The sequence below is a fragment of the Streptomyces sp. CB01881 genome, assembly GCF_002953255.1.
Lineage (GTDB): Bacteria > Actinomycetota > Actinomycetes > Streptomycetales > Streptomycetaceae > Kitasatospora.
The window spans coordinates 7,169,005-7,192,090 of the sequence record NZ_CP026498.1 but is presented as its reverse complement, the minus strand read 5'-3'; the positions used below and the strand labels follow the sequence as shown (position 1 = coordinate 7,192,090).

23 protein-coding genes are annotated in these 23,086 nt (G+C 74.8%); 9 read left to right on the top strand and 14 right to left on the bottom strand.

Translation table 11 applies throughout. The features are described 5' to 3' along the window. Positions 1-3 precede the first annotated feature (3 nt). The 4 genes from C2142_RS21260 to C2142_RS21245 all read right to left on the bottom strand — a co-directional run bounded on the left by C2142_RS21260 (position 4) and on the right by C2142_RS21245 (position 5,257). On the bottom strand, positions 4-2,265 hold the full coding sequence (locus C2142_RS21260) for a bifunctional polysaccharide deacetylase/glycosyltransferase family 2 protein (protein ID WP_241002704.1): 2,262 nt from the start codon (positions 2,263-2,265) through the stop codon (positions 4-6). 144 nt (positions 2,266-2,409) lie between these two features. Then, positions 2,410-3,030, bottom strand: a complete 621-nt coding sequence (locus tag C2142_RS21255) for a hypothetical protein (RefSeq protein WP_148644123.1) — start codon at positions 3,028-3,030, stop codon at positions 2,410-2,412. Between the two features lie 305 nt (positions 3,031-3,335). Beyond that, positions 3,336-4,391 carry a hypothetical protein gene (locus C2142_RS21250; protein ID WP_148644122.1) on the bottom strand — a complete coding sequence of 352 codons (1,056 nt, stop codon included), beginning with the start codon at positions 4,389-4,391 and terminating at the stop codon, positions 3,336-3,338. Then, complete coding sequence (locus tag C2142_RS21245) at positions 4,388-5,257, bottom strand: RNA polymerase sigma factor (RefSeq protein ID WP_148644922.1); 870 nt, start codon at positions 5,255-5,257, stop codon at positions 4,388-4,390. The genes C2142_RS21250 and C2142_RS21245 overlap by 4 nt, the downstream gene beginning before the upstream one ends. A gap of 453 nt (positions 5,258-5,710) precedes the next feature. On the opposite strand from C2142_RS21245, the gene C2142_RS21240 reads away from it, so the two are divergent. Next, a complete protein-coding gene (locus C2142_RS21240; RefSeq protein WP_148644121.1) occupies positions 5,711-6,481 on the top strand; it encodes a VC0807 family protein in 771 nt (256 codons plus the stop codon). Positions 6,482-6,596: 115 nt separating this feature from the next. Then, entirely contained in the window at positions 6,597-7,334 is a 738-nt protein-coding gene (locus C2142_RS21235; protein WP_148644120.1) for a tyrosine-protein phosphatase, read from the top strand. A 159-nt stretch (positions 7,335-7,493) separates the two neighbouring features. On the opposite strand, the gene C2142_RS21230 is transcribed toward C2142_RS21235, so the two are convergent. Then, the gene (locus tag C2142_RS21230; protein WP_148644119.1) at positions 7,494-8,066 is read right to left on the bottom strand and encodes a GNAT family N-acetyltransferase; all 573 of its coding nucleotides are present in this window, start codon (positions 8,064-8,066) and stop codon (positions 7,494-7,496) included. 72 nt (positions 8,067-8,138) lie between these two features. Between C2142_RS21230 and C2142_RS21225 the strand changes: the two genes are divergently transcribed. After that, positions 8,139-8,585, top strand: coding sequence for a GNAT family N-acetyltransferase (locus C2142_RS21225; RefSeq protein WP_148644118.1), 447 nt, complete (start codon positions 8,139-8,141; stop codon positions 8,583-8,585). A gap of 100 nt (positions 8,586-8,685) precedes the next feature. Further along, positions 8,686-9,435, top strand: coding sequence for a Clp protease N-terminal domain-containing protein (locus tag C2142_RS21220; RefSeq protein WP_148644117.1), 750 nt, complete (start codon positions 8,686-8,688; stop codon positions 9,433-9,435). 43 nt (positions 9,436-9,478) lie between these two features. Here C2142_RS21220 and C2142_RS21215 read toward each other — a convergent pair whose 3' ends face one another. Further along, the gene (locus C2142_RS21215) at positions 9,479-10,045 is read right to left on the bottom strand and encodes an NUDIX hydrolase (protein ID WP_148644116.1); all 567 of its coding nucleotides are present in this window, start codon (positions 10,043-10,045) and stop codon (positions 9,479-9,481) included. Positions 10,046-10,245: 200 nt separating this feature from the next. Between C2142_RS21215 and C2142_RS21210 the strand changes: the two genes are divergently transcribed. Further along, the gene (locus C2142_RS21210) at positions 10,246-10,614 is read left to right on the top strand and encodes an STAS domain-containing protein (RefSeq protein ID WP_148644115.1); all 369 of its coding nucleotides are present in this window, start codon (positions 10,246-10,248) and stop codon (positions 10,612-10,614) included. Here C2142_RS21210 and C2142_RS21205 read toward each other — a convergent pair. From C2142_RS21205 to C2142_RS21185, 5 genes are all read right to left on the bottom strand, one after another. Beyond that, positions 10,522-11,499, bottom strand: coding sequence for a sigma-70 family RNA polymerase sigma factor (locus C2142_RS21205; protein ID WP_206670994.1), 978 nt, complete (start codon positions 11,497-11,499; stop codon positions 10,522-10,524). The two genes, C2142_RS21210 and C2142_RS21205, sit on opposite strands and share 93 nt — an antisense overlap. A 73-nt stretch (positions 11,500-11,572) precedes the next feature. After that, positions 11,573-12,814, bottom strand: coding sequence for a serine hydrolase domain-containing protein (locus C2142_RS21200; protein WP_148644114.1), 1,242 nt, complete (start codon positions 12,812-12,814; stop codon positions 11,573-11,575). Between the two features lie 253 nt (positions 12,815-13,067). Beyond that, positions 13,068-13,337, bottom strand: a complete 270-nt coding sequence (locus C2142_RS21195; protein WP_148644113.1) for a hypothetical protein — start codon at positions 13,335-13,337, stop codon at positions 13,068-13,070. A gap of 149 nt (positions 13,338-13,486) precedes the next feature. Then, positions 13,487-13,753, bottom strand: coding sequence for a UBP-type zinc finger domain-containing protein (locus C2142_RS21190; protein WP_148644112.1), 267 nt, complete (start codon positions 13,751-13,753; stop codon positions 13,487-13,489). Between the two features lie 72 nt (positions 13,754-13,825). Beyond that, the gene (locus tag C2142_RS21185; RefSeq protein WP_148644111.1) at positions 13,826-14,713 is read right to left on the bottom strand and encodes a helix-turn-helix transcriptional regulator; all 888 of its coding nucleotides are present in this window, start codon (positions 14,711-14,713) and stop codon (positions 13,826-13,828) included. Between the two features lie 176 nt (positions 14,714-14,889). Here C2142_RS21185 and C2142_RS21180 point away from each other — a divergent pair, with 176 nt between their 5' ends. Both C2142_RS21180 and C2142_RS21175 read left to right on the top strand, forming a co-directional pair. Then, positions 14,890-15,651, top strand: coding sequence for an SDR family oxidoreductase (locus tag C2142_RS21180; protein WP_148644110.1), 762 nt, complete (start codon positions 14,890-14,892; stop codon positions 15,649-15,651). A gap of 66 nt (positions 15,652-15,717) precedes the next feature. Beyond that, positions 15,718-18,429: a lysylphosphatidylglycerol synthase transmembrane domain-containing protein gene (locus C2142_RS21175; RefSeq protein ID WP_162002517.1), complete on the top strand. Its 2,712-nt coding sequence runs from the start codon at positions 15,718-15,720 to the stop codon at positions 18,427-18,429. Positions 18,430-18,523: 94 nt separating this feature from the next. Here the strand turns inward: C2142_RS21175 and C2142_RS21170 are convergent, their stop codons facing one another. Further along, on the bottom strand, positions 18,524-18,718 hold the full coding sequence (locus C2142_RS21170) for a hypothetical protein (protein WP_148644108.1): 195 nt from the start codon (positions 18,716-18,718) through the stop codon (positions 18,524-18,526). Positions 18,719-18,964: 246 nt separating this feature from the next. Here C2142_RS21170 and C2142_RS21165 point away from each other — a divergent pair, with 246 nt between their 5' ends. Next, positions 18,965-19,609 (top strand): methyltransferase, encoded by a 645-nt coding sequence (locus C2142_RS21165; protein ID WP_206670993.1) that lies wholly within the window; start codon positions 18,965-18,967, stop codon positions 19,607-19,609. Next, positions 19,606-20,181 carry a TrmH family RNA methyltransferase gene (locus tag C2142_RS21160; protein ID WP_148644107.1) on the top strand — a complete coding sequence of 192 codons (576 nt, stop codon included), beginning with the start codon at positions 19,606-19,608 and terminating at the stop codon, positions 20,179-20,181. The genes C2142_RS21165 and C2142_RS21160 overlap by 4 nt, the downstream gene beginning before the upstream one ends. A gap of 75 nt (positions 20,182-20,256) precedes the next feature. On the opposite strand, the gene C2142_RS21155 is transcribed toward C2142_RS21160, so the two are convergent. Together C2142_RS21155 and C2142_RS21150 are read right to left on the bottom strand one after the other, a co-directional pair. Further along, positions 20,257-21,315: an NADP-dependent oxidoreductase gene (locus tag C2142_RS21155; RefSeq protein ID WP_148644106.1), complete on the bottom strand. Its 1,059-nt coding sequence runs from the start codon at positions 21,313-21,315 to the stop codon at positions 20,257-20,259. After that, positions 21,312-23,018, bottom strand: a complete 1,707-nt coding sequence (locus tag C2142_RS21150; RefSeq protein WP_148644919.1) for an NAD(P)/FAD-dependent oxidoreductase — start codon at positions 23,016-23,018, stop codon at positions 21,312-21,314. The genes C2142_RS21155 and C2142_RS21150 overlap by 4 nt, the downstream gene beginning before the upstream one ends. Positions 23,019-23,086: the final 68 nt, after the last annotated feature.

Genomic DNA, 23,086 nt, shown 5'->3' with positions numbered 1-23,086 from the left:
CCCTCACGTGCCCTGCCCGGGGTCCCGGACCGCCTCGTGCACCTGTGCACGATAGCCGCCGACCCCCACCGGTTCCGGACGTACGGCCGCCGGGTCGTCCTGGACCGGCACCCGCAGGCTGCCGTACCGCTGCATCCGCTGCCAGCGCAGCCGGGACCCGGCCAGCGCGGTGAACACCGCCTGGATCACCACCAGGTACATCAACTGCCGGTACACGAACTGCTGCAGGGGCAGGCTCCACAGCGGACCGAGCCGCTCGCCGTCCAGCCGGAACGCGTAGACGCCCATCAGCAGCTGGACCAGCAGGAACGCCAGCCAGAGACCGAGGACCCGCACCGGGTCGAGGAAGGCCAGCCCGTAGAGCGCGAAGACGTCCACCACCGGGGCGAGCAGCGGCAGCAGCACCTGGAACAGCAGCAGGTACCCGAGGCCGCGCCGGCCCAGCTTGCCCGCCTGCCCGCCCTGGCGCAGCGCGCCGCGGTGCTTCCACATCGCCTGGAGGGTGCCGTAGCACCAGCGGTAGCGCTGCCGCCACAGGGCCGAGAGCGAGGCCGGCGCCTCCGTCCAGGCCTTCGCGCGTTCCTCGTACACGACCCGCCAGCCGTCCCGGCAGAGGGCCATCGTGAGGTCGGTGTCCTCGGCGAGGGTCTCGTCGCCGACGCCGCCGGCCGCGAGCACGGCCGAACGGCGGAAGGCACCGACCGCGCCCGGGACGGTGGGCATGCACTCGCCCAGGTCGAAGAGCCGGCGGTCCAGGTTGAAGCCGACCACGTACTCGATGTGCTGCCAGCGGCCGAGCAGCCCGCCGCGGTTCACCACCTTGGCGTTGCCGGAGACGGCGCCCACCGCCGGGTCGGCGAAGGGCTGCACGAGCATCCGGACGGCGTCCGGCTCGAAGACGGTGTCGCCGTCGACCATCACCAGCAGCTCGGCGCGGGCGGCGGCGATGCCGGTGTTGAGGGCGGCCGGCTTGCCCGCGTTGGCCTGCCGGATCACCCGGACGTAGGGCAGGTGCAGGAACTCGACCAGGTCGGCGGTGCCGTCGGTGGAGCCGTCGTCCACCACGATGACCTCGACCGGGTGGTCGGAGGCGAGCAGCGAGCGGACGGCGGCCTCGATGCCGGCCGACTCGTTGTACGCGGGCACGATCACGCTGACCGGCTCGGTGACCGGCGGGCCCCACGACCGGCGCCGGCGCAGCTTCCGGTGCCGGCGGGCGGCGACCAGGACGACGACCGCGCGCACCACGCTGACCGCGCCCGCCGCGTAGAGCAGCCAGCCCAGCACGGTCAGCGTCCCGTCGCCGGTCCGCAGCACCTGGATCAGGGCGAGGCCCTGCCAGTGCTCGGTCCCGGTGGCCGGGCGGACCGGGTCGGGCAGGCCGACCGCCTCGCTGACGGTGGTGAAGCGGAAGCCGATCCCCTTCATCTGGGGCAGCAGGCCGTCCAGGGCGGCGACGGTCTGCATGCGGTCGCCGCCCGCGTCGTGCATCAGCACGATCTGGCCCTGCCGGTTGCCGGGCTCGCCGATGACCGTGTTCACGATGGACTCGATGCCCGGGCGGCGCCAGTCCTCGCTGTCCCGGGTGGTGAGCACGGTGAGGTAGCCCTCGCGGCCGGCCTGCTGGACGGCGGACCAGGCCGGGTCGTCCAGGGCGTCGGCGGTGGACGAGTAGGGCGGGCGCAGCAGCGAGGTGGTCACCCCGGCCGCTCCGGCCAGCGTCAGCTGGGTCTCGCGCAGCTCCAGCGAGCGGCGCCACGCGGGCTGGGTGCCGAGGTCGGTGTGGGTGAAGGTGTGCACGCCGAGCTGGTGGCCCTCGGCGACGATCCGGCGGACCAGGTCGGGGTGGGCGGCGGCCTGGGTGCCGACCACGAAGAAGGTGGCGTGCACGCCGTTGCGGCGCAGGGTGTCCAGGACCTCCGGGGTCCAACGCGGGTCCGGGCCGTCGTCGAAGGTCAGCGCGACCGTGCCGGGCTTCGGACCCGCGCTGCGGGGCTGCGGGCCGGCCGCGTCGATCACCGGGCCGCCGGTGCGGACCGCCTCGGGGACGGTCGCCGCGCCGGCCGGGCGGGCGTCCTGGTCGGGGCGGTGGTCGAAGAGGTGCTGGGTGTAGCCCTGGATCAGCAGGGCGGCGGCGAGGGTGAGCAGCAGGGCGGTCAGCAGCAGCCAGTGGGTGCGCAGCGGTCCCTGGCGGACGACGCCGCGGCGGCCGCGGCGGGCGCGCGGGGCCGGGCGGGCGGTTCTTCGGCGGCGGGAGGTGCTCACGGGGGCGCTTTCGGGAGGGCCGGGGGCGGGGGACGGCGGGTGGCACGGGCATCGGGGCCGGGGGACGGCGGGTTCCGGCGCGTAGGGTCCGGCGCGTAGGGTCCGGCGCGTCGGCGTCAGGGCGTCGGCGTCAGGGCGTCGGTGTCAGGGCGTCGGGGTGGCCTTGCCGGGCTTGCCGCCCCCGTTGCCGGAGTTGCCGGGTGCGTCGGTCGGGCGGCCGTGGCCGGGGGTGGCGGTCGCATTGGACCCGCCGTTGCCGTTGCCGTTCCCGTTCCCGTTGCCCCCGGCGTTGGCCGACGGGGCGGCCGGCGGCGCGGACGGTCCGGCCGACGGGGCCGACGCGGGCGCGGACGGCCGCGGGGTGGCCGAGGCCGGGGCACCGGCGCGGTGGTCGGCCGCCGCCGGCCGCGCCGTCCCGGGCTGCACACTGTCCGGCCCGGGCGAGCCGGTGATCGTCGGTCCCACGGTGGGCTCCGGGTCGGCCGGTGCGGGCGCGGCGGCGCTCGGCCCGGGCGGCAGCGGCAGGAACGGCGCGCTGACGGTCGGGCCGCCGAGCAGGGTGCTGGCCAGCAGCGCCAGGTAGCCGGCGGCCGGCACGGCGAGCAGCAGGCCGAGCCTGCGTACCCGCCGCTGGCGGCGGCCGGAGGAGTCCACGAACACCGGAGGGACGGTGGCGTCGGCGGCCTCTTCGGAAGGAAAGGCGGCCGGGGAACCGGGCAGCGGATCCCCGGCCGCCGGCTCGTGGTCGTACCAGGTGACGGTCACGGTCGGGTCCAGGTCTGGTCTGGTCGTGCGGGGTGCGGCCCGCCCGACTGCGGGCGGGCGGGCCGCACGGATCCCGGTCCTGGCCGGGCCGGTGGCGCGTCCGGGGTGCGCCTGCCGGTCCGGCCGGGGCCGGCCGGGCGGACGGTGGGCACGGGGGAGCCGACCGGCCACCCGGAGTCTGCGGGTGGTGCTGGTACTGCGGTACTGCCGGGTGGAGCGGGTACTGCCGGGCGGAGCGGGTGGTTCGGTCCGGATGGGCGACGGGCCCGGGGGGATTCGCTCGCCGCCCATCCGGAGTTCTGGGGTTACCTCTTGGGTGAGGCGTCGGCCGGCTTGTCGGTGCGGTCCGGCTTCGGGCTGACGCCGGGGAGCGTCGGTACGGCGGGCAGTGCCGGGGTGCTTGCACCGCCCTTTCCGCCGGTACCGGCGCCCTTCCCGTTGCCGCCGTCGTTGCCGCCGGTGTTGTCGGCACCGCCGCCGGTGTTACCACCGGTGTTGTCGCCGTCGTTGCTGCTGCGGGGCTGCGGGGTGGCGCCCTTGCGGTCGTCGTCGCCCGCCCGCCGGAGTGCCTCCCCGCAGTAGTCCTCCACCTTGTCCGGACCGCCGGCCGCCGCGACCAGCGCGCCGAACTGCGGGTCCGCGACCAGCAGGCGCGGGCGCTCGCCCTTGCCCGCCCGGTCGGCGAACCCCCGGCAGAGGGCGACCATCGCCGCCTCGGCCTGCCCGCCCCGGGTGTCCCCGGAGGGCGAGGCGCCGGGCACCGACGGCTTCCCCGCCCCGGCGGACGCGCCGCCGGCGGAAGGGGCACCGGAGGCGGGACCACCGGTGGACGGGCCGGAGGCCGACGAGCCGTCGGCGGGGTGCCGGCCCTTCGAGGCGCCGCCCGTGCCGGACCCCGTCCCCGGAACGGAGGACGTGTCGACGACGGCCGGGCCCACCGGCGGGCGGTCCGGCCCGCCGGAGCCGCCGAGCGCGGACGGCAGGTTGCCCGTGCCGGCCGCGACCGCCACACCACCGAGCGCCGTGGCCCCGAGCACGACGGCAACGGCCTTCGTGCTGAAGGCCCTGGCCAGGGCGGCGGTTGCCATCGATCGTCTCCGGACGGGTGCGGGTGCGGCGGGTACAGCGGGAGCAGGCGCGAGACGGGCCTCCCGGAACGCGGCCAGGGCGGCCTCCTCCCCGGCCAGTTCGCCCGCCACCGCCGGGGCGGCTGCGGCGGCCAGCACGTGGGCGAGTGCCCCGGTGCCGGCCTCCGGTCCGGTGAGCGAGGCGTCCTGCCCGGCCGACGGTCCGCCCACAGCACCGCCGAGCAGCTGCTCGGCCGTGTCGCGGTCGATCCGACGGGATCGGTTGGTGCTCATCTCATGTCCTTCAGCGTCGCGGCCCGGCGTTCTGTCACACCCTGCGCAGAATTTTTTTTCCCGCCCCTCTCGACCGGCCCGGCGGCGGGCCCGGCCACCGGCCCCGCCCCGCGCCCAGCCGCCTGCCGGACCGGCTGCCCGGACGGCCCGGCAAGCGACTGGGCCGGGATCCCCGCACCCGCCGTGAAGGACTGCTCCAGCACCTTGGCCAGTCGGCGCAGTCCCCGGTGCGCGGCCATCCGCACGCTGCCCGACTTCTTGCCGAGCACCCGCGCGGCGCTCTCCGCGTCCAGCTCCATCACCACCCGCAGCAGCACCGCCTCGGCCTGGTCGCGGGGCAGCCGGGAGATCAGGGCCAGCGCGTCCGCCGTACCGACGGAGGCCAGCGCCGCGCCGGCCGTGTCGTCCCCGGCGGCCAGCTCGGACAGGTACTCGAACGGCAGGTCGGCGACCGGGCGGCGGCGGCGGGCCCGCAGGTGGTCGAGCGCGCGGTTACGGGCGATGGTGGCCGCCCAGCCGCGGAAGCCGTCCCCGTCCCCGGAGAAGGTGCGCAGGTCGCGGGCGATCTGCAGCCAGGCCTCGGAGGCGATGTCCTCGGCGTCCTGGGCGTCCTCGGGGCGGCCGCCGACCAGCACCCGGAGGTAGCGGAGCAGGCCCGGCTGCACACTCCGGAACAGCAGCCGGAACGCCTCCTCGTCCCCGTCCTGCGCGGCCCGGACCGCGGCCGACAGGTCGGCGGGGGCGGCCCCCGGGGGTGGGACGGACGGGGGACCGGCCGGGGGGCCCGACGTCGGTGGCGGTCCGGGCCGGCCGACGGGGCTGTCGGTGCCCGCTCCGGGGCGCTCTGCACTCTGCACCCGCCACATCATGCGCCATCCGGGCGAGCGGTTACGCGTCGCCCGGGTCGCGGGAGGCCCGGCGCGGGGCCCGGCGGCCCGGGCGGCACCGTCCCGGGGAGCGAGGCGGGCCGGTTCCGGGGAGCGGGCGGGAGTCGTCCCCGGAAGCCGGCGGGAGGCGCTGCCCGTCGGCGAGGACGTCCGGGGGGGGAGGTGCCGCCCAGCCCGCACCGGCTGGTCACACCCCGGCCGGCGGGTGAAGACGCGGGACGGCGGGTGTAGACGCGGACCCGACGAATGAAGGCGCGGGCCGACGGGTGAAGGTGCAGGTCGGCGGGCCCGTCATGGCGCGCACTGTGACAACTGTCATGCGGATCCCGCCACGGACGACACTGCTCTGACGGAGGGTCGGCCCGGAAAAATGGAGGCACGACGCGGGCAACGGCCCGCAGGCCGAGCAGCCAGTCCGGGGAGGAACCCACCGTGAGCCAGACCCTCAGCGCCCCCGCCACCGTCACCGCCACCGTCGCCGTCGCCGTCGCCGTCGCCAAGAGCACCGACGGCACGGCCACGGACGACACGGCCACCGCCAAGGCCCGGAACCCGCTCGCCGCCGGCCTCCGCCCGCTCGCCCTGGACGTCGCCGCCCCACTGGCCGGCTACTACCTGCTGCACTCCGCGTTCGGCATGAGCGAGTTCGCCGCCCTCGCCTGGAGCGGCGCGATCCCGGCCGTCCGGACCGTCGCCGGCCTGCTCCGCGAGCGCAGGCTCAACCTGTGGGCGTCGATGATGCTCGGCGTCAACGTCGTCGGCCTGGCACTCACCACCGTCACCGGCGACGCCCGGCTGATGCTCGCCAAGGACGGCGCGCTCAGCGGCAGCCTCGCGCTGGCGATCCTCGTCTCCGCGCTGATCGGCCGGCCGCTGATGTCGCCGATGGTGATGCCCTTCCTGACCAGGGGCGACCGGGCCCGTTCCGCCGCCTGGCAGCGGCTGGCCGAGGGCCGGGCGGCCCGCTCCGCCTCGTTCCGCCGCTACGAGCGCCTCCTCTCGGGGATCTGGGGCGTCGCCCTGCTGGCCGAGTGCACGGCCCGCGTGGTCGGCGCCTTCACCCTCCCGGTGTCGACGATGGCCTGGCTCTCCACCGTCCTCCTGGTGGGCGCGATCGTCGTCGGCTCGGTGCTCGGTCAGACCGCCGCCGAGCCGATGGAGAAGCTGGTGCGCGCCGAGGCCGCCGAGCCGACCGTCTGCTGATCGCCGGCCGGAGCGCTGCTGACGCCAGGTCACACAACCGAGGAACCATCCGACCGCCCCGATAGTCCTCTGATAACGAGGGGGTAACGGACCCCCGGTGAGAGACGGGGACCTGATGAGCCGGACGCACGCGCTGACCACCACCGACGACCGCACGCTGGTCTGGGACGGCTGCCTCAACGTCCGCGACCTCGGCGGAATCCGCACCACCGACGGCGGCCGGACCGCCCACCGCGCGATCGTCCGGGCCGACAACCTGGACCGCCTCACCGCCGAGGGCTGGGACACCCTCCTCGACCACGGCATACGCACCGTCGTCGACCTGCGCAACATCGAGGAGTACAAGCCCCTCCTCCCCCTCCCCGAGGGCGTCGAGCTGATCCGCGTCCCGCTGGACGAACTGGCCGGCCCCGCCTGGTGGGAGACGTACGGAAGGCTGGACGGCACCCCGCTCGCCCTCCGCCCCTACCTGGACCACTGCGCGCACGCCGCCGCCGAACTGGTCACCACGATCGCCGGCGCCCGGCCCGGCGGACTGGTCGTGCACTGCGGCGCCGGCCGTGACCGCACCGGCCTCGCCGCCCTGCTGCTGCTCGCCCTCGCGGGTGCCGAGCCGTCCGAGATCGTCGCCGACTACCTGCTCAGTGCCCCCAACGTCCGCCCGCTGTACGGGATGCTCGGCCTGCCCGACCAGCACCTGCGGATCGACGCGGTGCTCTCCGAGGCCGGCACCACCGCCGAGGCCGCCCTGTACGCCACGCTCGACGGCTTCGACCCGGCCGGCTACCTGCTCGCCGCCGGTGTCGACCCGGCCGACCTCGCCGCCGTCCGCGCCCGGCTGCTGGACGCGTAGCGGGCCACCCGGCGCGTAGCGGACCGCCCGGTACGCGGCCGGTCGCCGGACGCACCGCCGATCGCCGGACGAACCGCCGGCCACGGGCCACGGGCCGCGCGCCGATCACGGGCCGCACGCCGATCACGGGCCGCACGCCGATCACGGGCCGCGCGCCGATCACCAGAGCCGGTCGATGTCACCCGGGTGCAGCGCTATCCGTCGGCCCTCGAAGTCCGGCCGGTGCCGGGCGGCACGGTCGGTGAAGAAGCCGGCCATGGTGACCTTGTCGAAGCCGTCCTGATCACTGGGGAACGGCTCCTCGGCCGTCCCCCCGACCAGCACCGCGCCCGGCAGCAGCTCCCAGCCCGCACCCTCGTAGAAGCCGCGGAGGCCGCGGTCGCAGGTGAACAGGCCGAGGTCCGCGCCGCCCTGCACGACGGCGGCGCGGGCGGCCGCCACCAGCCTCCGCCCGTACCCGCGGCCACGCCGCGCCCGGTCGGTGACCACGGCGCTCAGCCCGCTCGCCGCGAACGTCCGCCCGGCGTGGTCCAGTTCCTTGGAGAGCACGTCGAGCGCGGCCACCACACGGTCGCCGTCCAGCAGCAGCATCGACACCGGCCGCAGCGCCGGGTCGTGCACCAGCGCGGTGGACGGCACCGGCGGGCCGGGCCAGGCCTGGTCCTGCAACGCGGCCACCTGGAGCTTGAGTTCGCCGGGCACCTCGGCCTCCGGCGCGGTGAGTATCCGCACGTCCCTCCTCGCAACCCCGCCGGCACCCCTGCCGGACCACCCCTGCCGGACCGCCTCTGGCAGACTCCGGGCGTGATCTTCCGTACCGCCACCCGCCAGGACCTGCCCGCCGTCATCGCCCTGCTCGCCGACGAGGACCGGGTGACCGACCCCGCCACCGTACGGGTCGACGAAGCCTACGCCCGCGCCTTCGCCGACGTGGACGCGGACTCCCGCAACGAGCTGATGGTCCTGGACGAGGGCGACGGCACGGTGCTCGGCTGCCTCCAGCTCACCTACATCCCCGGGCTCGGCCGGCACGGCGAGGAGCGCGCGCTGATCGAGGCCGTCCGGGTGCGCGCCGACCGCCGGGGCGCCGGCCTCGGGCGCGAGCTGCTGACCCGGGCCGTCGGGCGGGCCCGTGACCGCGGCTGCACGCTGGTCCAGCTGACCAGCAACAAGCGCCGCACCGAGGCTCACCGCTTCTACGCCTCGCTCGGCTTCGCGCGCAGTCACGACGGGTTCAAGCTGACCATCTGAACGACAGGCCCGCCGGGCGCCCGGACAACCGATCGCCACAACTCGGAACATCGTCAACCGATGGTTGACGATCCTCGGGTCGACAACCTACGGTTGACGCATGGAGAATCCCGTTGTTCCCAAGACCACTCCGCTGCGCCTCGACGACCTGATCGACGCGATCAAGAAGGTCCACAGCGACGCGCTCGACCAGCTCTCCGACGCGGTCATCGCCGCCGACCACCTCGGCGAGCTCGCCGACCACCTGATCGGCCACTTCGTCGACCAGGCCCGCCGTTCCGGCGCGTCCTGGACCGACATCGGCCGCAGCATGGGCGTCAGCAAGCAGGCCGCCCAGAAGCGGTTCGTCCCCAAGGACCCGGGCACGCCCGCCGACCTCGACCCCAGCCAGGGCTTCAGCCGCTTCACCCCCCGGGCACGGCACGTGGTGATGGAGTCGCAGGAGGAGGCCCGACGGGCCGGCAACGCCGAGATCGGCACCGGGCACATCCTGCTCGGCCTGCTCGCCGAACCGGAGGGCCTGGCCGTCAAGGCCCTGGCCGCCCAGGGCATCACCCCGGAGGCCGTCCGGGAGGCGGTCACCGCCACGCTGCCCGCCGCGGCCGACGAGACGCCCGGGCTGATCCCGTACGACGCCGAGGGCAAGAAGGTGCTGGAGCTGACCTTCCGCGAGGCGCTCAAGCTCGGGCACAACTACGTCGGCACCGAACACATCCTGCTCGCACTGCTGGAGCAGGCGAACGGTGCGGGCCCGCTCACCGACCTCGGCGTGGACAAGGCCGAGGCGGAGACCTTCACCGCGGAGGCCGTCGCGGCGTACATCGCGGCACGCGCCGACACGCAGGAATGAGCGCATCACCCGGGCCCCCGGCACCCCGGGGGCCCGGGCGGCGTCAGAAGCCGGACACGTGGGTGGTGACGATCCGAACCCGCCCGTCGGCGGCCGCCTCCATCGCCGCCCGCAGCCGCAGGGACCTTGCCGGACCGAGGAGTTCGAGCGCCTCCTCGTCGCCGGCCCAGCGGTAGTCGTCCAGCTCACCGGCCGGGACGGTCACGGGGGTGCCGTCCGGGACGGTGCCGAAGTCGAAGAGGAAGTGCCCGGCCGGGTGGTCGAGTTCGGCGGAGGGGTGGGTCCAGGAGACCGCCAGCAGGTCGCCGGCCGGCCGGACCAGCCCGGTCTCCTCGGTCAGCTCCCGCGCGGCGCACTCGGCGGGCCCCTCCCCGAGGTCGATCGTGCCGCCCGGGAACTGCCAGTGCTCCCGGTAGCCGGCCTTCACGATCAGGATCCGGCCCGACGCGTCCCGCAGCACGCACCCGGCGGCCGCGTAGACCCGCGGCAGGGACGCCAGCCACTCCTCCCTGGACTTCAACGGCTCGGGCCCCGACGGCTCGGACTTCAACGGCTCGGACTTCAACGACTCGGGCTTCGACGGCTCGGGCTTCGACGGCTCTGCCGACACGGGCGGTCCTCCTCCGGCGCAGGGGCAACTGCCGCCCACTCTGCCACCCATGCCGGAGCACGGCGCGGCGCGGTCCGGTGCAGTAGGTGCCGGTGCCGGCCGGCACGGGCCGGCACCGTACGCGGCACACCCGCCCGGGGGTCCTCTTCGACACGGCGAGCTGCTCGGACGGCTCTCCGCCGAATTCTTCCGACGGACCGATGAGCCACACCCGACGCTCCGGTCCAACCTCCGTGAACACCAACCTGGAGACACCCCTGACCCTGTCGCAGGACCAACGGCTGACCTGCGACCTCGCCGCACTTCCCGGCGCCGACCTGGCCGTCGTGGACGCCCTCGCCCGGCTGCGGCTCGCCGCCGCCCGGCACGGCGTCCGGGTGGAACTGAAGAACGTGAGCGGCCCCCTGCGGGAGCTGCTCGCGTTCAGCGGGCTGGCCGGTGTCCTGCCGCCGGTGGCGCAGGACGGCCTGCCGGACCTACTCGGCGTCCAGCCTCGGCGGAAGGCCGAAGAGCGGGAAGAGCACGTCGGTGTCGAGGAAGTTGGTGAGCCCGGTGATCCGGCCCTCTGACACCTCCAGCACGATCAGCGCCCACGGCTCGTGGCCGCCCGCCGGGCTCGGCCGGTACTGCCCGAAGGCCGGGCTGCCGTTGGCCTCCACCGGGACCAGCCGCGAGCCCCGGCAGCCGTGGCCCGGGCCGAGCATCCACTCGCGGATGTCGGCGTGCCCGGTCAGCCACAGCTCGAACGGCGGCATGTTGAGCGTGACGTCCTCGTGCAGCAGCGCCGCCAGCCCGTCCATGTCGTACGCCTCGAAGGCCGAGACGTAGCGGGAGAGCAGTGCCTGGTGGTCCTCGTCCAGCGCGGACGCCGGGCGGACCGCCGCGGCGTCCGTGGAGAGCACCGACCGCGCCCGCTGGAGCGCGCTGTTCACGGACGCCACGGTGACGCCCAGCAGTTCGGCGACCTCGGCCGCCTTCCAGCCCAGCACCTCACGCAGGATCAGCACCGCCCGCTGCCGGGGCGCCAGCCGCTGGAGCGCGGCGACGAACGCCAGCCGCACCGACTCGCGCTGGGCGGCCACCTCGGCCGGGTCCCCCGTCTCGGACACCACCCGGCCGTCCGGCGCCGGGCCGATCCACGTCACCTCGGGCAGTCGGGCGTCGGTCGCGGTGGCCACGGTGGACGGCCCGGCCAGGTCCATCGGCCGGGCCCGGCCGTTGCGGCCGTTCAGCGCGTCCAGGCAGACGTTGGTGGCGATCCGGTACAGCCAGGACCGCAGCGCGGCCCGGCCCTCGAAGCCCCGGTGGCCGCGCCAGGCGCGGATCATCGTCTCCTGCACCGCGTCCTCGGCCTCGAAGACCGAGCCGAGCATGCGGTAGCAGTAGCCCGTCAGCTCCGTCCGGTACCGCTCCAGCTGGAGCTCGACCGGCTCCTCCGTCATCAGGTCGGCCATCGCACGCCCCCATGTCCGCCGCACCCACCAGTGATCGGCACGAACGTACCGCAGCCCACCGACATCAGCGGCCCTACTCCGGCTGGTCGCCGTACTTCTGGCCGGAGCCGAAGGAGGTGGTCACGATCTGCCACATCCGGGGGAACTCGGCGCCGGAGATGCCGGTCGGGTTGATCGAGTAGACCACCTTGCGGCTGAGGTCCTTGGTGGCGAAGACACCGCTGGTGTAGCCGGGGCGGGAGCCGGTCTTGCCCCAGACCACGACGCCGTTGGGCAGGGTGGCGCTCATCAGGCCCTTGGAGAAGCAGGCGTGACCGGCGGTCGGGCCGATCTCGCAGTTCTTGTTGCGGTGGTTGGGCACGTCCGGGACGTCGAACAGTTCGGCCTGCTGGGCGGGCGGCAGCAGCCGGCCGCGGAACAGCGCGGTCATGAACCGGTCCAGGTCGGCGGCGGAGGAGATCATGCCGCCCTCCGCCCACGGCCAGGGACTCTGCTCGGTGACGTCCACCAGCTGCCGGGGGCCCGCCTGGCCGCCGACGTCCACGGAGACCTTCGCGTGCGGACCGGTCAGGGTGAGGTCGTCGCGGTCCGGGACGACGGTGTCACGCAGGCCGAGCGGGCGGGCGATCCGGGTCTGTACCTCCCGGGCGAAGGTATGGCCGGTGACCTTCTCGACCACCATCCCGGCGACGAACGTGTTGATGCCGTTGTACTGCTGCGCGGTGCCCGGCGCGAAGCCCATCGGCTGCTTGACGGCGTCCGCGACCACCTGGGCGGGCGTCCAGGAGTCGGCCTTGTGCGCGGCGAACCAACTCTCGGTGCCGTCCCCGGAGGTGAGACCGCCGCCGCCCGGCAGACCACTGGTGTGGTCGAGCAACTGGCCGACGGTGACCGGCGGGTAGGACGCCGGGAGGAGCCCGGGCAGGTACTGCTGGACGCTGCCGTCCAGGTCGAGCTTCCGCTCGGCGGCGAGCTGGAGCACCACGGTGGCGGTGAAGACCTTGGAGATGCTGCCGATCCGGAACCGGGCGTCCGCCGGGACGTCACCCGCCGTACCGGCCCACCGGCCGCCCCTGCCGTCGACCCGGACCAGCGCGCCGGTGATGCCGTCGTCCGGCAGACCGGCCAGCGTCTTCGCCATCGCCTCGCGGTCGAGCGGACCGGCCGGGCGGGCGGCGGCGTCGGCCGAACTCGCGCTGCCCGCCGTCCGGTCGGCGGCCAGGGCCGGTGTCGCGGCACCGGCGGCGACGCCGGCCAGCAAGGCGCCGGAGACGGCGAGGGTGGTCCAACGACGGTGGCGCTGAGTGGTGTTCATCGGGCTGGTCTCCAACTGTGGCTCGTCCGGCGGCTCGTGCTCTTTCCGGGAACGAGTCTGTTGGAGTACGACGCGGCGGCCATCCGGGACGGCCCCCCAGGCGGCCCGGAGCCGACCCCGAGAGATCCCGGGGCCGCCACCCGGGCAGCCGTCGGGGGCGGGGAGCCCGTGCTCGGCTCCCCGCCCCCGACGGCCGCGTCCCGCCCGGTGCGCGGAGTGCTCCGGCGCGCAGTGGTTCGGTGCGCGGAGTGGTTCAGTGCGCGGAGTGCTTCTCCGCGCCGCGGTGCCGGTGGCCCTTCAGTTCGGCGTGCATCGCCGGGGCGGAGTGCATGGCCGCCACGTCGGCGTCGCGGCCGCCGTGCCGGAAGGTGACGCCGCCGGCCGCGGCGCCGCCCGCGGGTGGGGCGTTGGTGCGCAGGCGTGGTGGCATCGGCCCGGGGTTCATCGCCATGCCCCGGCGCTCCAGCAGCTCCTGGGTGCCCCGGCGGAGCTTGGCCGTGCTGCTCGGCATCAACTTGGTCATCGTCGGCCTCCCTTCGGCGGTCACCGGCCGCACAGGCGTCGGCCGGGAGGGCCGCACGGGCGTTATGTCCGGATTTTAGCCGCCCTACACCTCGCCCGCCCTGCCACCTCGCCCGTTCCTGCACCGCAGAACGCGGCCCGCAACGCCGCTCAGCCCATGACCTCGTGGACGTAGCACCAGCGCCAGTCCTCCCCCGGCTCGTACGAGCGGATCACCGGGTGGGAACTGTTGTGGAAGTGCGCGGTGGCGTGCCGCTGCGGCGAGAAGTCGCAGCAGCCGATGTGGCCGCAGTCCAGGCAGACCCGCAGGTGCACCCAGTCCCGGCGCCCCTGGGCCACGCAGTCGGCGCAGCCGTCCGTCGGCGGGAGGGGCTCGATGTCCAGGGGTGCCGCGGTGAGGTCTTCGCAGGCGCTCATGCACGCAGGGTAGTGACGGCCGCCCGGGCCCACCTGCCAAGACACGCCCCGCAGGTCGGACATGCCCCCGGGTCAGTCCGCGGCGGCCGGGGCTTCCCGCTCCGGAGCGCCCTCGGCCGGAGCACTCTCGGCCGGAGCACCCTCGGCCGTCCAGCTCGCCAGCAGGGCCAGCTTCTGCGCGGTGGGCGAGCCCGGCCGGGCGGTGAAGACGACGAGCAGCTGGTCGGCGGAGCCGTTGACGGCCAGCGTCTCGTAACCGAAGTCGAGTTCGCCGACCAGCGGGTGGCGGATCAGCTTGACCCCGTGGGTCTTCTGCCTCACCTGGTGGTCCGCCCACAGGCGCCGGAACTCCTCGCTGCGCACCGACAGTTCGCCGACCAGCGCGGCGAGCCGGGCGTCGTCCGGGTGCCGGCCGGCGTCCAGCCGCAGATAGGCGACGGTCTCGGCGGCCACCGCCTCCCACTGCGGGTAGAACTCCCGGGCGGCCGGGTCGAGGAAGGCGTGCCGGGCCGCGTTGGCCTCGCCGGAGGGGCGCGCGGAGAAACCGTGCACCGCGTCGCCGAGGGCGTTCCAGGCGAGCACGTCCATCCGGCGGCCGAGCACGAAGGCCGGCACGCCGGGCATCAGGTCCAGCAGCAGCCGGGTGCCCTCCCGCACCTGCTGCCGGCCGCGCGGCACGGCGGCCGTCCTGGACGGGCGGGTCAGCGAGCGCAGGTGCGCGGCCTCCACGTCGTCCAGCCCCAGCACCCGCGCCACCGCGTCCAGCACCGCGTCCGAGGCACTGCCGCCGCGGCCCTGCTCAAGGCGGATGTAGTAGTCCACGCTGACCCCGGCGAGCTGGGCCACCTCCTCGCGGCGCAGCCCCTGCACCCGGCGGCGGCCGTGCGAGGGCAGGCCCACCTCCTCGGGCCGGATGCGGGCGCGGCGCGATCGCAGGAAGTCCCCCACGGTGTTCTCCATGCCCGGCAGCGTAGACCGGGAGCGGCGGCGCCAAGGTGGTACCGGTTTTCCCAGGCTCCGCTTTCCCAGGCTCCGCTTTCCCAGGAAGGGCGCAGCCCTGGGTAGCCGGCCGCCGGGCGCGCAGGGTTGTCCCTGTCAGCCCCGTCAGCCCCGCCCGGACCCCTCAGGAGCACCCGATGAGCTACCCCGCCCTCGCCACCCGCACCGCCGTCGTCACCGGAGCCGCCAGCGGCATGGGCGAGGCCACCGCCCGCCTGCTCGCTGCCGGCGGCGCCCGCGTCGCCCTGCTGGCCCGCCGCACCGGGCGGCTGGACGCGCTGGCCGCCGAGATCACCGCCGCCGGCGGCCGGGCGCTCGCCGTCACCGCCGACATCACCGACCAGGCCTCGGTGGACGCCGCGGCCAAGGCCGTCCACGACGCGTACGGTCCGGTCGACCTCGTGGTCAACAACGCGGGCGTGATGCTGCCCAACCCCCTCGCCGACGGCCGGGTCGACGAGTGGACCCGGATGATCGACACCAACCTCACCGGCGCGCTGCGGATCGTCCGCGCCTTCAGCCCCGACCTCACCGCGGCCGCCGCCGAGGGCCGCACCGCCGACCTGGTCAACGTCTCCTCGATCGCCTCGCACGTGGTCTTCCCCGACTACGCCGTCTACGGCGCCACCAAGGCCGCGCTCACCCAGCTCTCCGCCGCGCTCCGCACCGAGCTGGGCCCGCGCGACGTCCGGGTCAGCGCGATCGAGCCCGGGCTGACCGACACCGAGCTGGGCGGGCACATCGACAACCCGGTGCTGCGCGAGCAGCTCGGCGGGATGTTCGCCGCGATCCCCGCGCTGACCGCCGACGACATCGCCGACCTGATCGGCTACACCGTCACCCGCCCGCGGCACGTCAACCTGCGCCACCTGGTCGCCCTGCCGACCCGGCAGGCCTGACGCCGGGCGGGCGCGCCCGCCCGGTTCCCCGGCGGGCCGGGCGGGCGCCATGGGAGCATGCCAACCGTGGCGGTTGTAACGGGGAGAACAGACAGCGACACCGGCGGTGCCCGGGCGGGCGGTATATCCGGGCAGACCGACCCTGGCATATCGCCGGACATACCGGACATCCCGGCTCCGGCCGAAGCCTCCGGCACCGAGGACACCGCGGCCCCCGAACACGCCGAGGGCACCGCGGACGCCAGGGACCCCCGCGGCACTGAAGGCACCGAAGGCACCGCGGACGCCCGCGGCGCGGCCGGCACCGGCCGGATCCGCCAGCCGGTCGCGCTGATCCGGTGCCTCGCCGGCCTGGCCGCGATCGCCCTCTGCCTGCTGCTCGCCGACTACGCCCGCGCCACCATCGGCGGAATCGCCGCCGACGTCGCCGCGGCCGCCCGGCTGGTCCCGCGCCCGCTGGCCGGCATCGCCGGCGGACTCTCCACCGCGGCCCTGCTGCTCGTCCCGGCGTACTCGGCGGCCCGCCGGCTGCTCGGGTCCGCACCCGACCGCCGGCGCACCCTCCAGCACCTCTCCGACGGGCTGCTCGCCGCCGTCGTCGCCTACGGGCTCTCGCTCGCCCTCGACCTCTGGGTCGACGGCGCCGCCCCCGCCTCGCTGCTCCACGCACTCACCCAGCGGCTGCCCGGCGGCGGCCCCGCCCACACCGAACCCGTCTACGGCTACCTCGCCCCCGTCCTCGCCTTCCTCACCGCCTCCGGCGCCCGCGAACGCCGGATGCCCCGGATCGTCCTCACCGTCTCCGGCCTCGCCGGACTCGCCGCCGGGTACGCCACCCCGACCGCGCTGCTGCTCGGCCTGCTGATCGGCTGGACCGCCGCCCACGGCACCCGCTACGCCGTCGGCACCCCCGACCCGCGGCCCCGGCCGGCCCTGCTCCTGCACAGCCTGCGCGAGGCGGGCCTGCGCCCGGTCGCCGCCGCCCCGGACGGCCCCGACCGCTACCTGGTCCGCCAGGAGGCCGACCGCCCCGACCTCGACGTGCAGCTGCTCGACCGGCAGGCGGTCACCGCCGCGCTGGTCCAGCGCGCCTGGCGCCGGCTGCGACTGCGCACCGCGCCGCACCCCCGGGCCCTGCGCTCCCTGCGCACCGGGCTGGAACACGAGGCCCTGGTCTCGTACGCGGCCGTCGCCGCCGGCGTCCGCACCCGCCGGATCGCCGCCACCGTCGAGCTCGGCCGCGACACCGCCCTGGTCGCCTACGAGCGCCTGCCCGGCCGCACCCTGGACCAGCTGGCCGACGACGAACTGACCGACGCGCTCCTCACCGACGCCTGGACCCAACTCTCGCTGCTCCAGCGCCGGGAGATCTCGCACCGCGCGCTGGTCCCCTCCGCCCTGCTGGTGGACGAGGCCGGCGCGGTGCACCTGGTCGACCTCGCGGACGGCGACATCGCGGCGAGCGAACTGGTCCTGCAGTGCGACATCGCCCAGCTGCTCACCACCCTCGCGCTGCGCACCGGCGCCGAACGGGCGGTACGCAGCGCGGTGACCGTCCTCGGGCCGGACGCCGTCGGCGCGGCCCTCCCGCTGCTCCAGCCCATCGCCCTCGCCCGTACCACCCGCACCGCCCTCAGGCGCGCCGCGGCCGCCCAGCGGGCCGCCGCGACCCCGGCCGCGCCCCCGGCCGGGACGCCTGCCGGGGCGCTGGCCAAGGCCTCGTCCAAAGCCAAGGCGGCCCGGGCCGCCGCTCCCCCGCCGCCGCCCGTCGAACTGCTCGACGCCATCCGCGCCGAGGTCCTCCGGACCCGGCCGCAGGCGCCGGTGCGGGCGGTCAAGCTGGAGCGGCTGCGCCCCCGCACCCTGATGGCCGTCTGCGGCGGCGTGGCGGCCGGGTGGCTGCTGCTGCCCCAGCTGTTCGCGAGCGAGCAGAACCCGGTCGCCACCATCGCCGACGCCGACCCGCTCTGGCTGGTGCTCGCCCTGCTCGCCGCGACCGCCAGCCACTTCACGGCCGCGATGGGCTTCGTCGGCTTCGTCCCCGAGCGGCTCGACTTCCGCCACGCCGTCCTCGCCCAGGTCGCCGGCGCCTTCGTGAAGCTGGTCTCGCCCGGCGGCGTCGGCGGGGTGGCCCTGAACACCCGCTTCCTCCAGCGGGCCGGCCTCCCGACCGCCCAGGCGCTGTCCAGCGTCGGCGTCGGCCAGCTGTTCAGCCTGGTGCTGCACCTGTTGCAGCTGGGCGCCTTCGTCTACCTGCTGGGACTGGAACCCGGCGGCTCCGAGCTGGACGCCCTGCCGGCCGTCGTGGGCGGCCTGGCCGGGGCCGCGGTACTGCTAGCCGGGGTCTCGGCCGTGCCGCCGGCCCGGCGCTGGCTGACCGCCCGGCTGCGGCCGCTGACCTCCGAGGTGCTGCCCCGGCTGCTGGAGCTGCTGCGCAGCCCGCAGCGGCTGGCCGTGGGCATCGCCGGCCAGCTGCTGGTCTCGCTCTGCCTGGTGGCGTGCCTGTACTGCTGCGCCCGGGCGGTCGGGCGGGAGCCGGCCTTCGCCTCGGTGGCGGTGGTCTTCCTGATCGGCAACGCGGTCGGCAACGCGGCGCCGACCCCGGGCGGGGCCGGCGCCGTGGACAGCGCGCTGGTGACACTGATGGAGCACACCGCGTCGATGGAGGAGGGCGGTGCGCTGGCCTCCGTCGCGCTCTTCCGCCTGCTGACCCTGGTCCTCCCGGTGCTGCCGGGCTGGGCGGCGTTCACCTGGCTCCAGCGGCGCGGCGCCCTCTGAGCCTGGTCCGGGCGCGGCGGGTCCGGGCGCGGCGGGTCCGGGCGCGGCGGGTCCGGGCGAAACCGGGCACGGCCCGGACGAGCGCAGCGGGCCGCTACTCCCGGTACTCGTCCTCGTCGAGCTGGACGATCCGGCTCTGCTCCGCGACGTCGGCGACCTCGGTGGCCGGGTCGGCGCCGAGGGCGCGGCGCTCGGCCAGCTCGTCGTACTCGTCGCCCTCCTCGGCCGCGTCGTCCGGCTCCACCGTCTCGGAGACCTCGTCCAGGTAGTCCTCGTGATTCTGCGGCATGGCATCCGTCCTCGCTGCTCGGAGGCTCCCACGGTCCCGCCCCGGGTACTGGAAGTATCCGTCGGCTGCCGCCCGGACGCGATGCGCCGCCCGCCTCCCGGCGTGTTGCCGGGGTCCGGCGGCCCGGCCGGTCCCCGGCGGCACGGGATCCGGGGCCCGGGCCGCCAGGGGTACCATCAGTGCCGTACCAGCAGGGCTTACCCACACCCACCCGGTGGCCCCGAAGCCCTTACGAACGACGGGGAAATGATGTCCGGCTCGCACTACTTCACCGGTGCACCCGAGGTCGCCAGCGAGCGCCGTCCGATCACGGTGACCCTGCCGGACCTCACCCTGGAACTGACCACCGACGCCGGGGTCTTCTCCCGCAGCCGGCTGGACCCGGGCACCCGGGTCCTGCTGGAGCACGCCCCGCCGCCGCGGGTCCGCGGCCCGATCCTGGACGTCGGCTGCGGCTACGGCCCGATCACCCTGACCTGGGCGAGCCGGCGCAAGCGGCTCCCGGTCTGGGGCGTCGACGTGAACACCCGCGCGCTGGAGCTGGTCCGGCTGAACGCGGAGTCGCTCGGGCTGGGCAACGTGCAGGCGGCCCTTCCGGAGGACGTCCCCGAGGACCTGCGGTTCGCGGCGATCTACTCCAACCCGCCGATCCGGGTCGGCAAGGCCGCCCTGCGCCGGCTGCTGCACCAGTGGCTCGGCCGGCTCACCCCGGACGGCTCGGCCTTCCTGGTGGTGCAGAAGAACCTGGGCTCGGACTCGCTGCAGAAGTGGCTGAACGACCAGGGCTACCCGACCAGCCGGGTCACCTCGGTCAACGGGTTCCGGATTCTGGAAGCGCGGCCCCGCCCCGAGGGTGCGGGCCCCGAGAGTGGACGAGGTACGACGTCGTGAAGCAGCTCCGCGGGACCGAACTGAAGCGGCTGCACCGCCAGTGGCGGCGCAGCAACGAGTTCCGGCTCGCGCTGATCCTGGAGAACCTCCAGTCGCCGTTCAACGTCGGCTCGGTGGTCCGGACCGCCGCCGCGATGGGCGCCGAGAAGCTGTACCTGACCGGCGACACCCCGTCGGTGCGCTCGTCCGGTGCGCAGAAGGCCGCGATGGGCACCGACAAGTACCTCAAGGTGGAGCACTTCCCCACCGTCGCCGAGGCGGTGGCCTCCGCGAAGGCGGACGGCTACAAGGTGGTCGGCCTGGAGCTGGCCGACGAGGCGGTGCCGATGTTCGCCGCCGAGCTGACCCCGGCGGTCGCCTTCGTGCTGGGCCACGAGGACCGCGGGATCACCCCCGACGCGCTGGCCCTCTGCGACCAGGTGGTCTTCGTGCCGCAGCTCGGCCGGGTCGGCTCGCTGAACGTCTCGGCCGCCGCGACGGTGGCCTGCTACGAGGCGCGCCGCCAGGGGTACGCGATCAGCGGTACCCCGGACGGCAGCGACGCCGGCGGCCTGGACCTCGACGACGAGTAGCCCTGCGGGGCGGTCCGGCCGGGTACGTGAAGGTGGGAGGGGCCTGCGGGCCCCTCCCACGTTTCGTTTCCGGGTTCAGACCTCGACCAGCACCTTGCCCCGGTTCGCCTCCCGGTCCACGTAGAGGCTGCGGTAGGCCTGCGGGATCGCGTCGAAGCCCTTGTGCACGGTCTGGTGGTAGCGGATCTCGCCGCTGCGGACCAGTGCGCCGAGGTCCTGGTGCATCTCGGCCAGCTCCGGCTCGTTGAACCACTCCTGGGCGAAGATCCCGCGGATCGTGGTGCGCGGGAACATGATGTACGGCAGCAGCCTGGGCCCGGTCAGCTCGCCGTTCACCGTCGTCGCCCACTGCCAGCAGACGGCGACCTGGCTGTTCACGTTGAGCATGGTGAACACCGCGTCGGTGACCGTCCCGCCCAGGTTGTCGAAGTAGCGGTCGACGCCGTCGGGGGCGGCGTGCAGCAGCGCCTCGCGGGCCTTCCCGGCGTCGTCCGCCTGGTCGTACAGCACCACCTCGTCGAAGCCGAGCTCCTTGAGGTACTCGGCCTTGCCGGGTGAGGCGGTGGTGCCGACCACCCGGCCGGCGCCCGCACGCCTGGCCAGCTGGCCCACCAGGGTGCCGACCGAGCCGGAGGCACCGCTGATCACCACGGTGTCGCCGGGGCGGACGGTCATGAACCTGGTCAGCGTGCCCCAGGCCGTCATCCCCGGGGCGCCCATGATGCCGAGCGCCGTGGAGAGCGGCAGCTTCTCGTCGTACCAGGCCGGGTCGAGCCGCCGGTAGGCCGGGAAGACCATCGGGAAGGTACCGGTCTTCCACACCTCCTCGGCGCCGTTGTGGACGACGTGGCTGCGCCAGCCGCCGAAGCCCTGGACGAGGTCGCCGACCCGGAAGGCGGCCTCGGGCCCGGCCTCCAGGACCTCCATGACCGAGTCGCCGCCCATGTGGTGGCCGATCGGCGTCTCCAGCGCGAGGCCGTTCTGGTACGGGTCGACCGAGACGTACCTGGTCCGGAAGAGCATCTCGTCCGGTCGCAGGCCGACCGTGACGTCCTCGACCACCTTCCGGTAGACCCGGTTGACGTCCGGCACCCCGTCGAGGTGCTCGCGGACCACCCATTTCTCGATCTTCATGCCAGGGCCCCTGTCGGTGCGGTGCTGGTGGACGGGATCTCCCCGACCGGGCCGGCCTGCTGCGGCGGCCGGCCGACCGGGAGGATCAGGTGGGTGGGCGGCGGCGCGCTCGGGTCGATCTCCGCGTGGAACTCCACGCCGTCGTCCCGGCAGATGAACTGCATGACGTGCCGGCCTGCGGCGGCCGCCCGGATCAGGCCGCCGATGGTGGCCCAGACCCCTGAGAGGTAGAAGTTCTCCAGCCCGGGCAGCACCGGGCCGTTCTTCTTGATCTCCTGCTCGACGGTCTCGCTGCCCTCCACGAACGGGTTCCAGCCCGGGAAGGTGCCGTCGTAGACGCCGGTGTAGCGGACCTGGGTGAGCGGGGTGGAGACGTCCGCCACGGCCACCGCGTCCTTGAAGCCGGGGAAACGCTCGTCCAGGAAGGAGACGATGGTGCCCCGGACCTTCCGCTTGGCCGCGGTGTACTCCCGGCCGTGCTTGACCGGCAGGGTGTGCAGTTCCTCGCCGCGCCGCACCCGGGAGGACTGCTCGGGGCCCTCGCGCAGCTCCCGCCAGGGGCCGATGTCGGAGAAGTAGGTGGCGAACACCACGGTGGACTCCCGGGGCGCGAGCTCCGGGTAGTGCCGGGTGCGGAACTGCACGTTCATGCTGGGGCAGCGGATGCCGGTCAGCCCGTCCGTCTCCCGCTCGCCCAGCAGGTAGGTGGTGCACGGGTCCCCCTCCGGGAAGGGCCGGCGCAGGCCCAGGAAGAGGGAGACGTACCCGGGCGACAGCTGGCCCGGCTCGTCGATCAGCGAGGTGTACAGCCTGCGGTAGGTGTCGTTCAGGTAGCGGCCCTTGAGCAGCTTCATCACCGTGGTGTGGCCGTCGGCGGCGGAGACCACGATGTCGGCGCGGTACTCCCGGCCGTCGCTGAGCCGCACGCCCACCGCCCGGTCGTTCTCGACCAGGATCTCCTCGGCCTTGGCGTTGTAGGTGATCTCACCGCCGAGCCTGCGGTAGCGCTCCTCGATCGACCGGGCCAGGGCGAGCGAGCCCCCTTCGGGCACCCCGGCCGCCCGGTTGGCGTGCGAGGCGAGCTGGAAGTAGAACGGCAGCACCGGGAAGGCCGGGTGCTTCTCGTAGAGGATGAAGTTGAACGCCTCGCGCAGCAGCGGCTCCCGGAACCGCTGCGCGTAGTCGGTCATCAGCACGGTGATCGACTTGCGGATGGTGCTGAAGTACGGGAGGAACGAGGCCAGCATCCGCCAGCGCTCGACCCGGCCCATCAGCCCGACCGGCTTGAGGAACGGGTAGACGGCCAGCGCCTTGCGGAAGGTGCGGATGCCGTTGCAGAACTCCCGGATCGGGGCCGCGTCGGCCGGGGAGATGCCCAGCAGGTGGGCCTCCAGCCGGTCGGGGTCGGAGTAGAAGTAGACCGCCCTGCCGTCCCGGCCGCGGACGATGTTGAACGCGTCGAAGTGCCGCATCTCCTTGCCCTGGAGGGCTCCGAGCTCCAGCCAGATCTGGTACATCTCGTTGCCCGGGCCGTTGCCGAGCAGCCAGCTGATGCACCAGTCGAAGGTGAAGTCGCTGCGGTCCCAGCCGGTGCAGGAGCCCCCGGGGATCTCGTGCATCTCGAAGATCTGGGTGCGGTACCCGTTCATCCGGGCGTAGCAGCCGGTGGAGAGGCCGCCGAGGCCGCCGCCGACGATGATCATCGACTCCCGGCGCCCCTTCGGTGTTTCCCGTGCCAATTCCCTGGCCTTCCTCGTCGTCCTTGGCATTT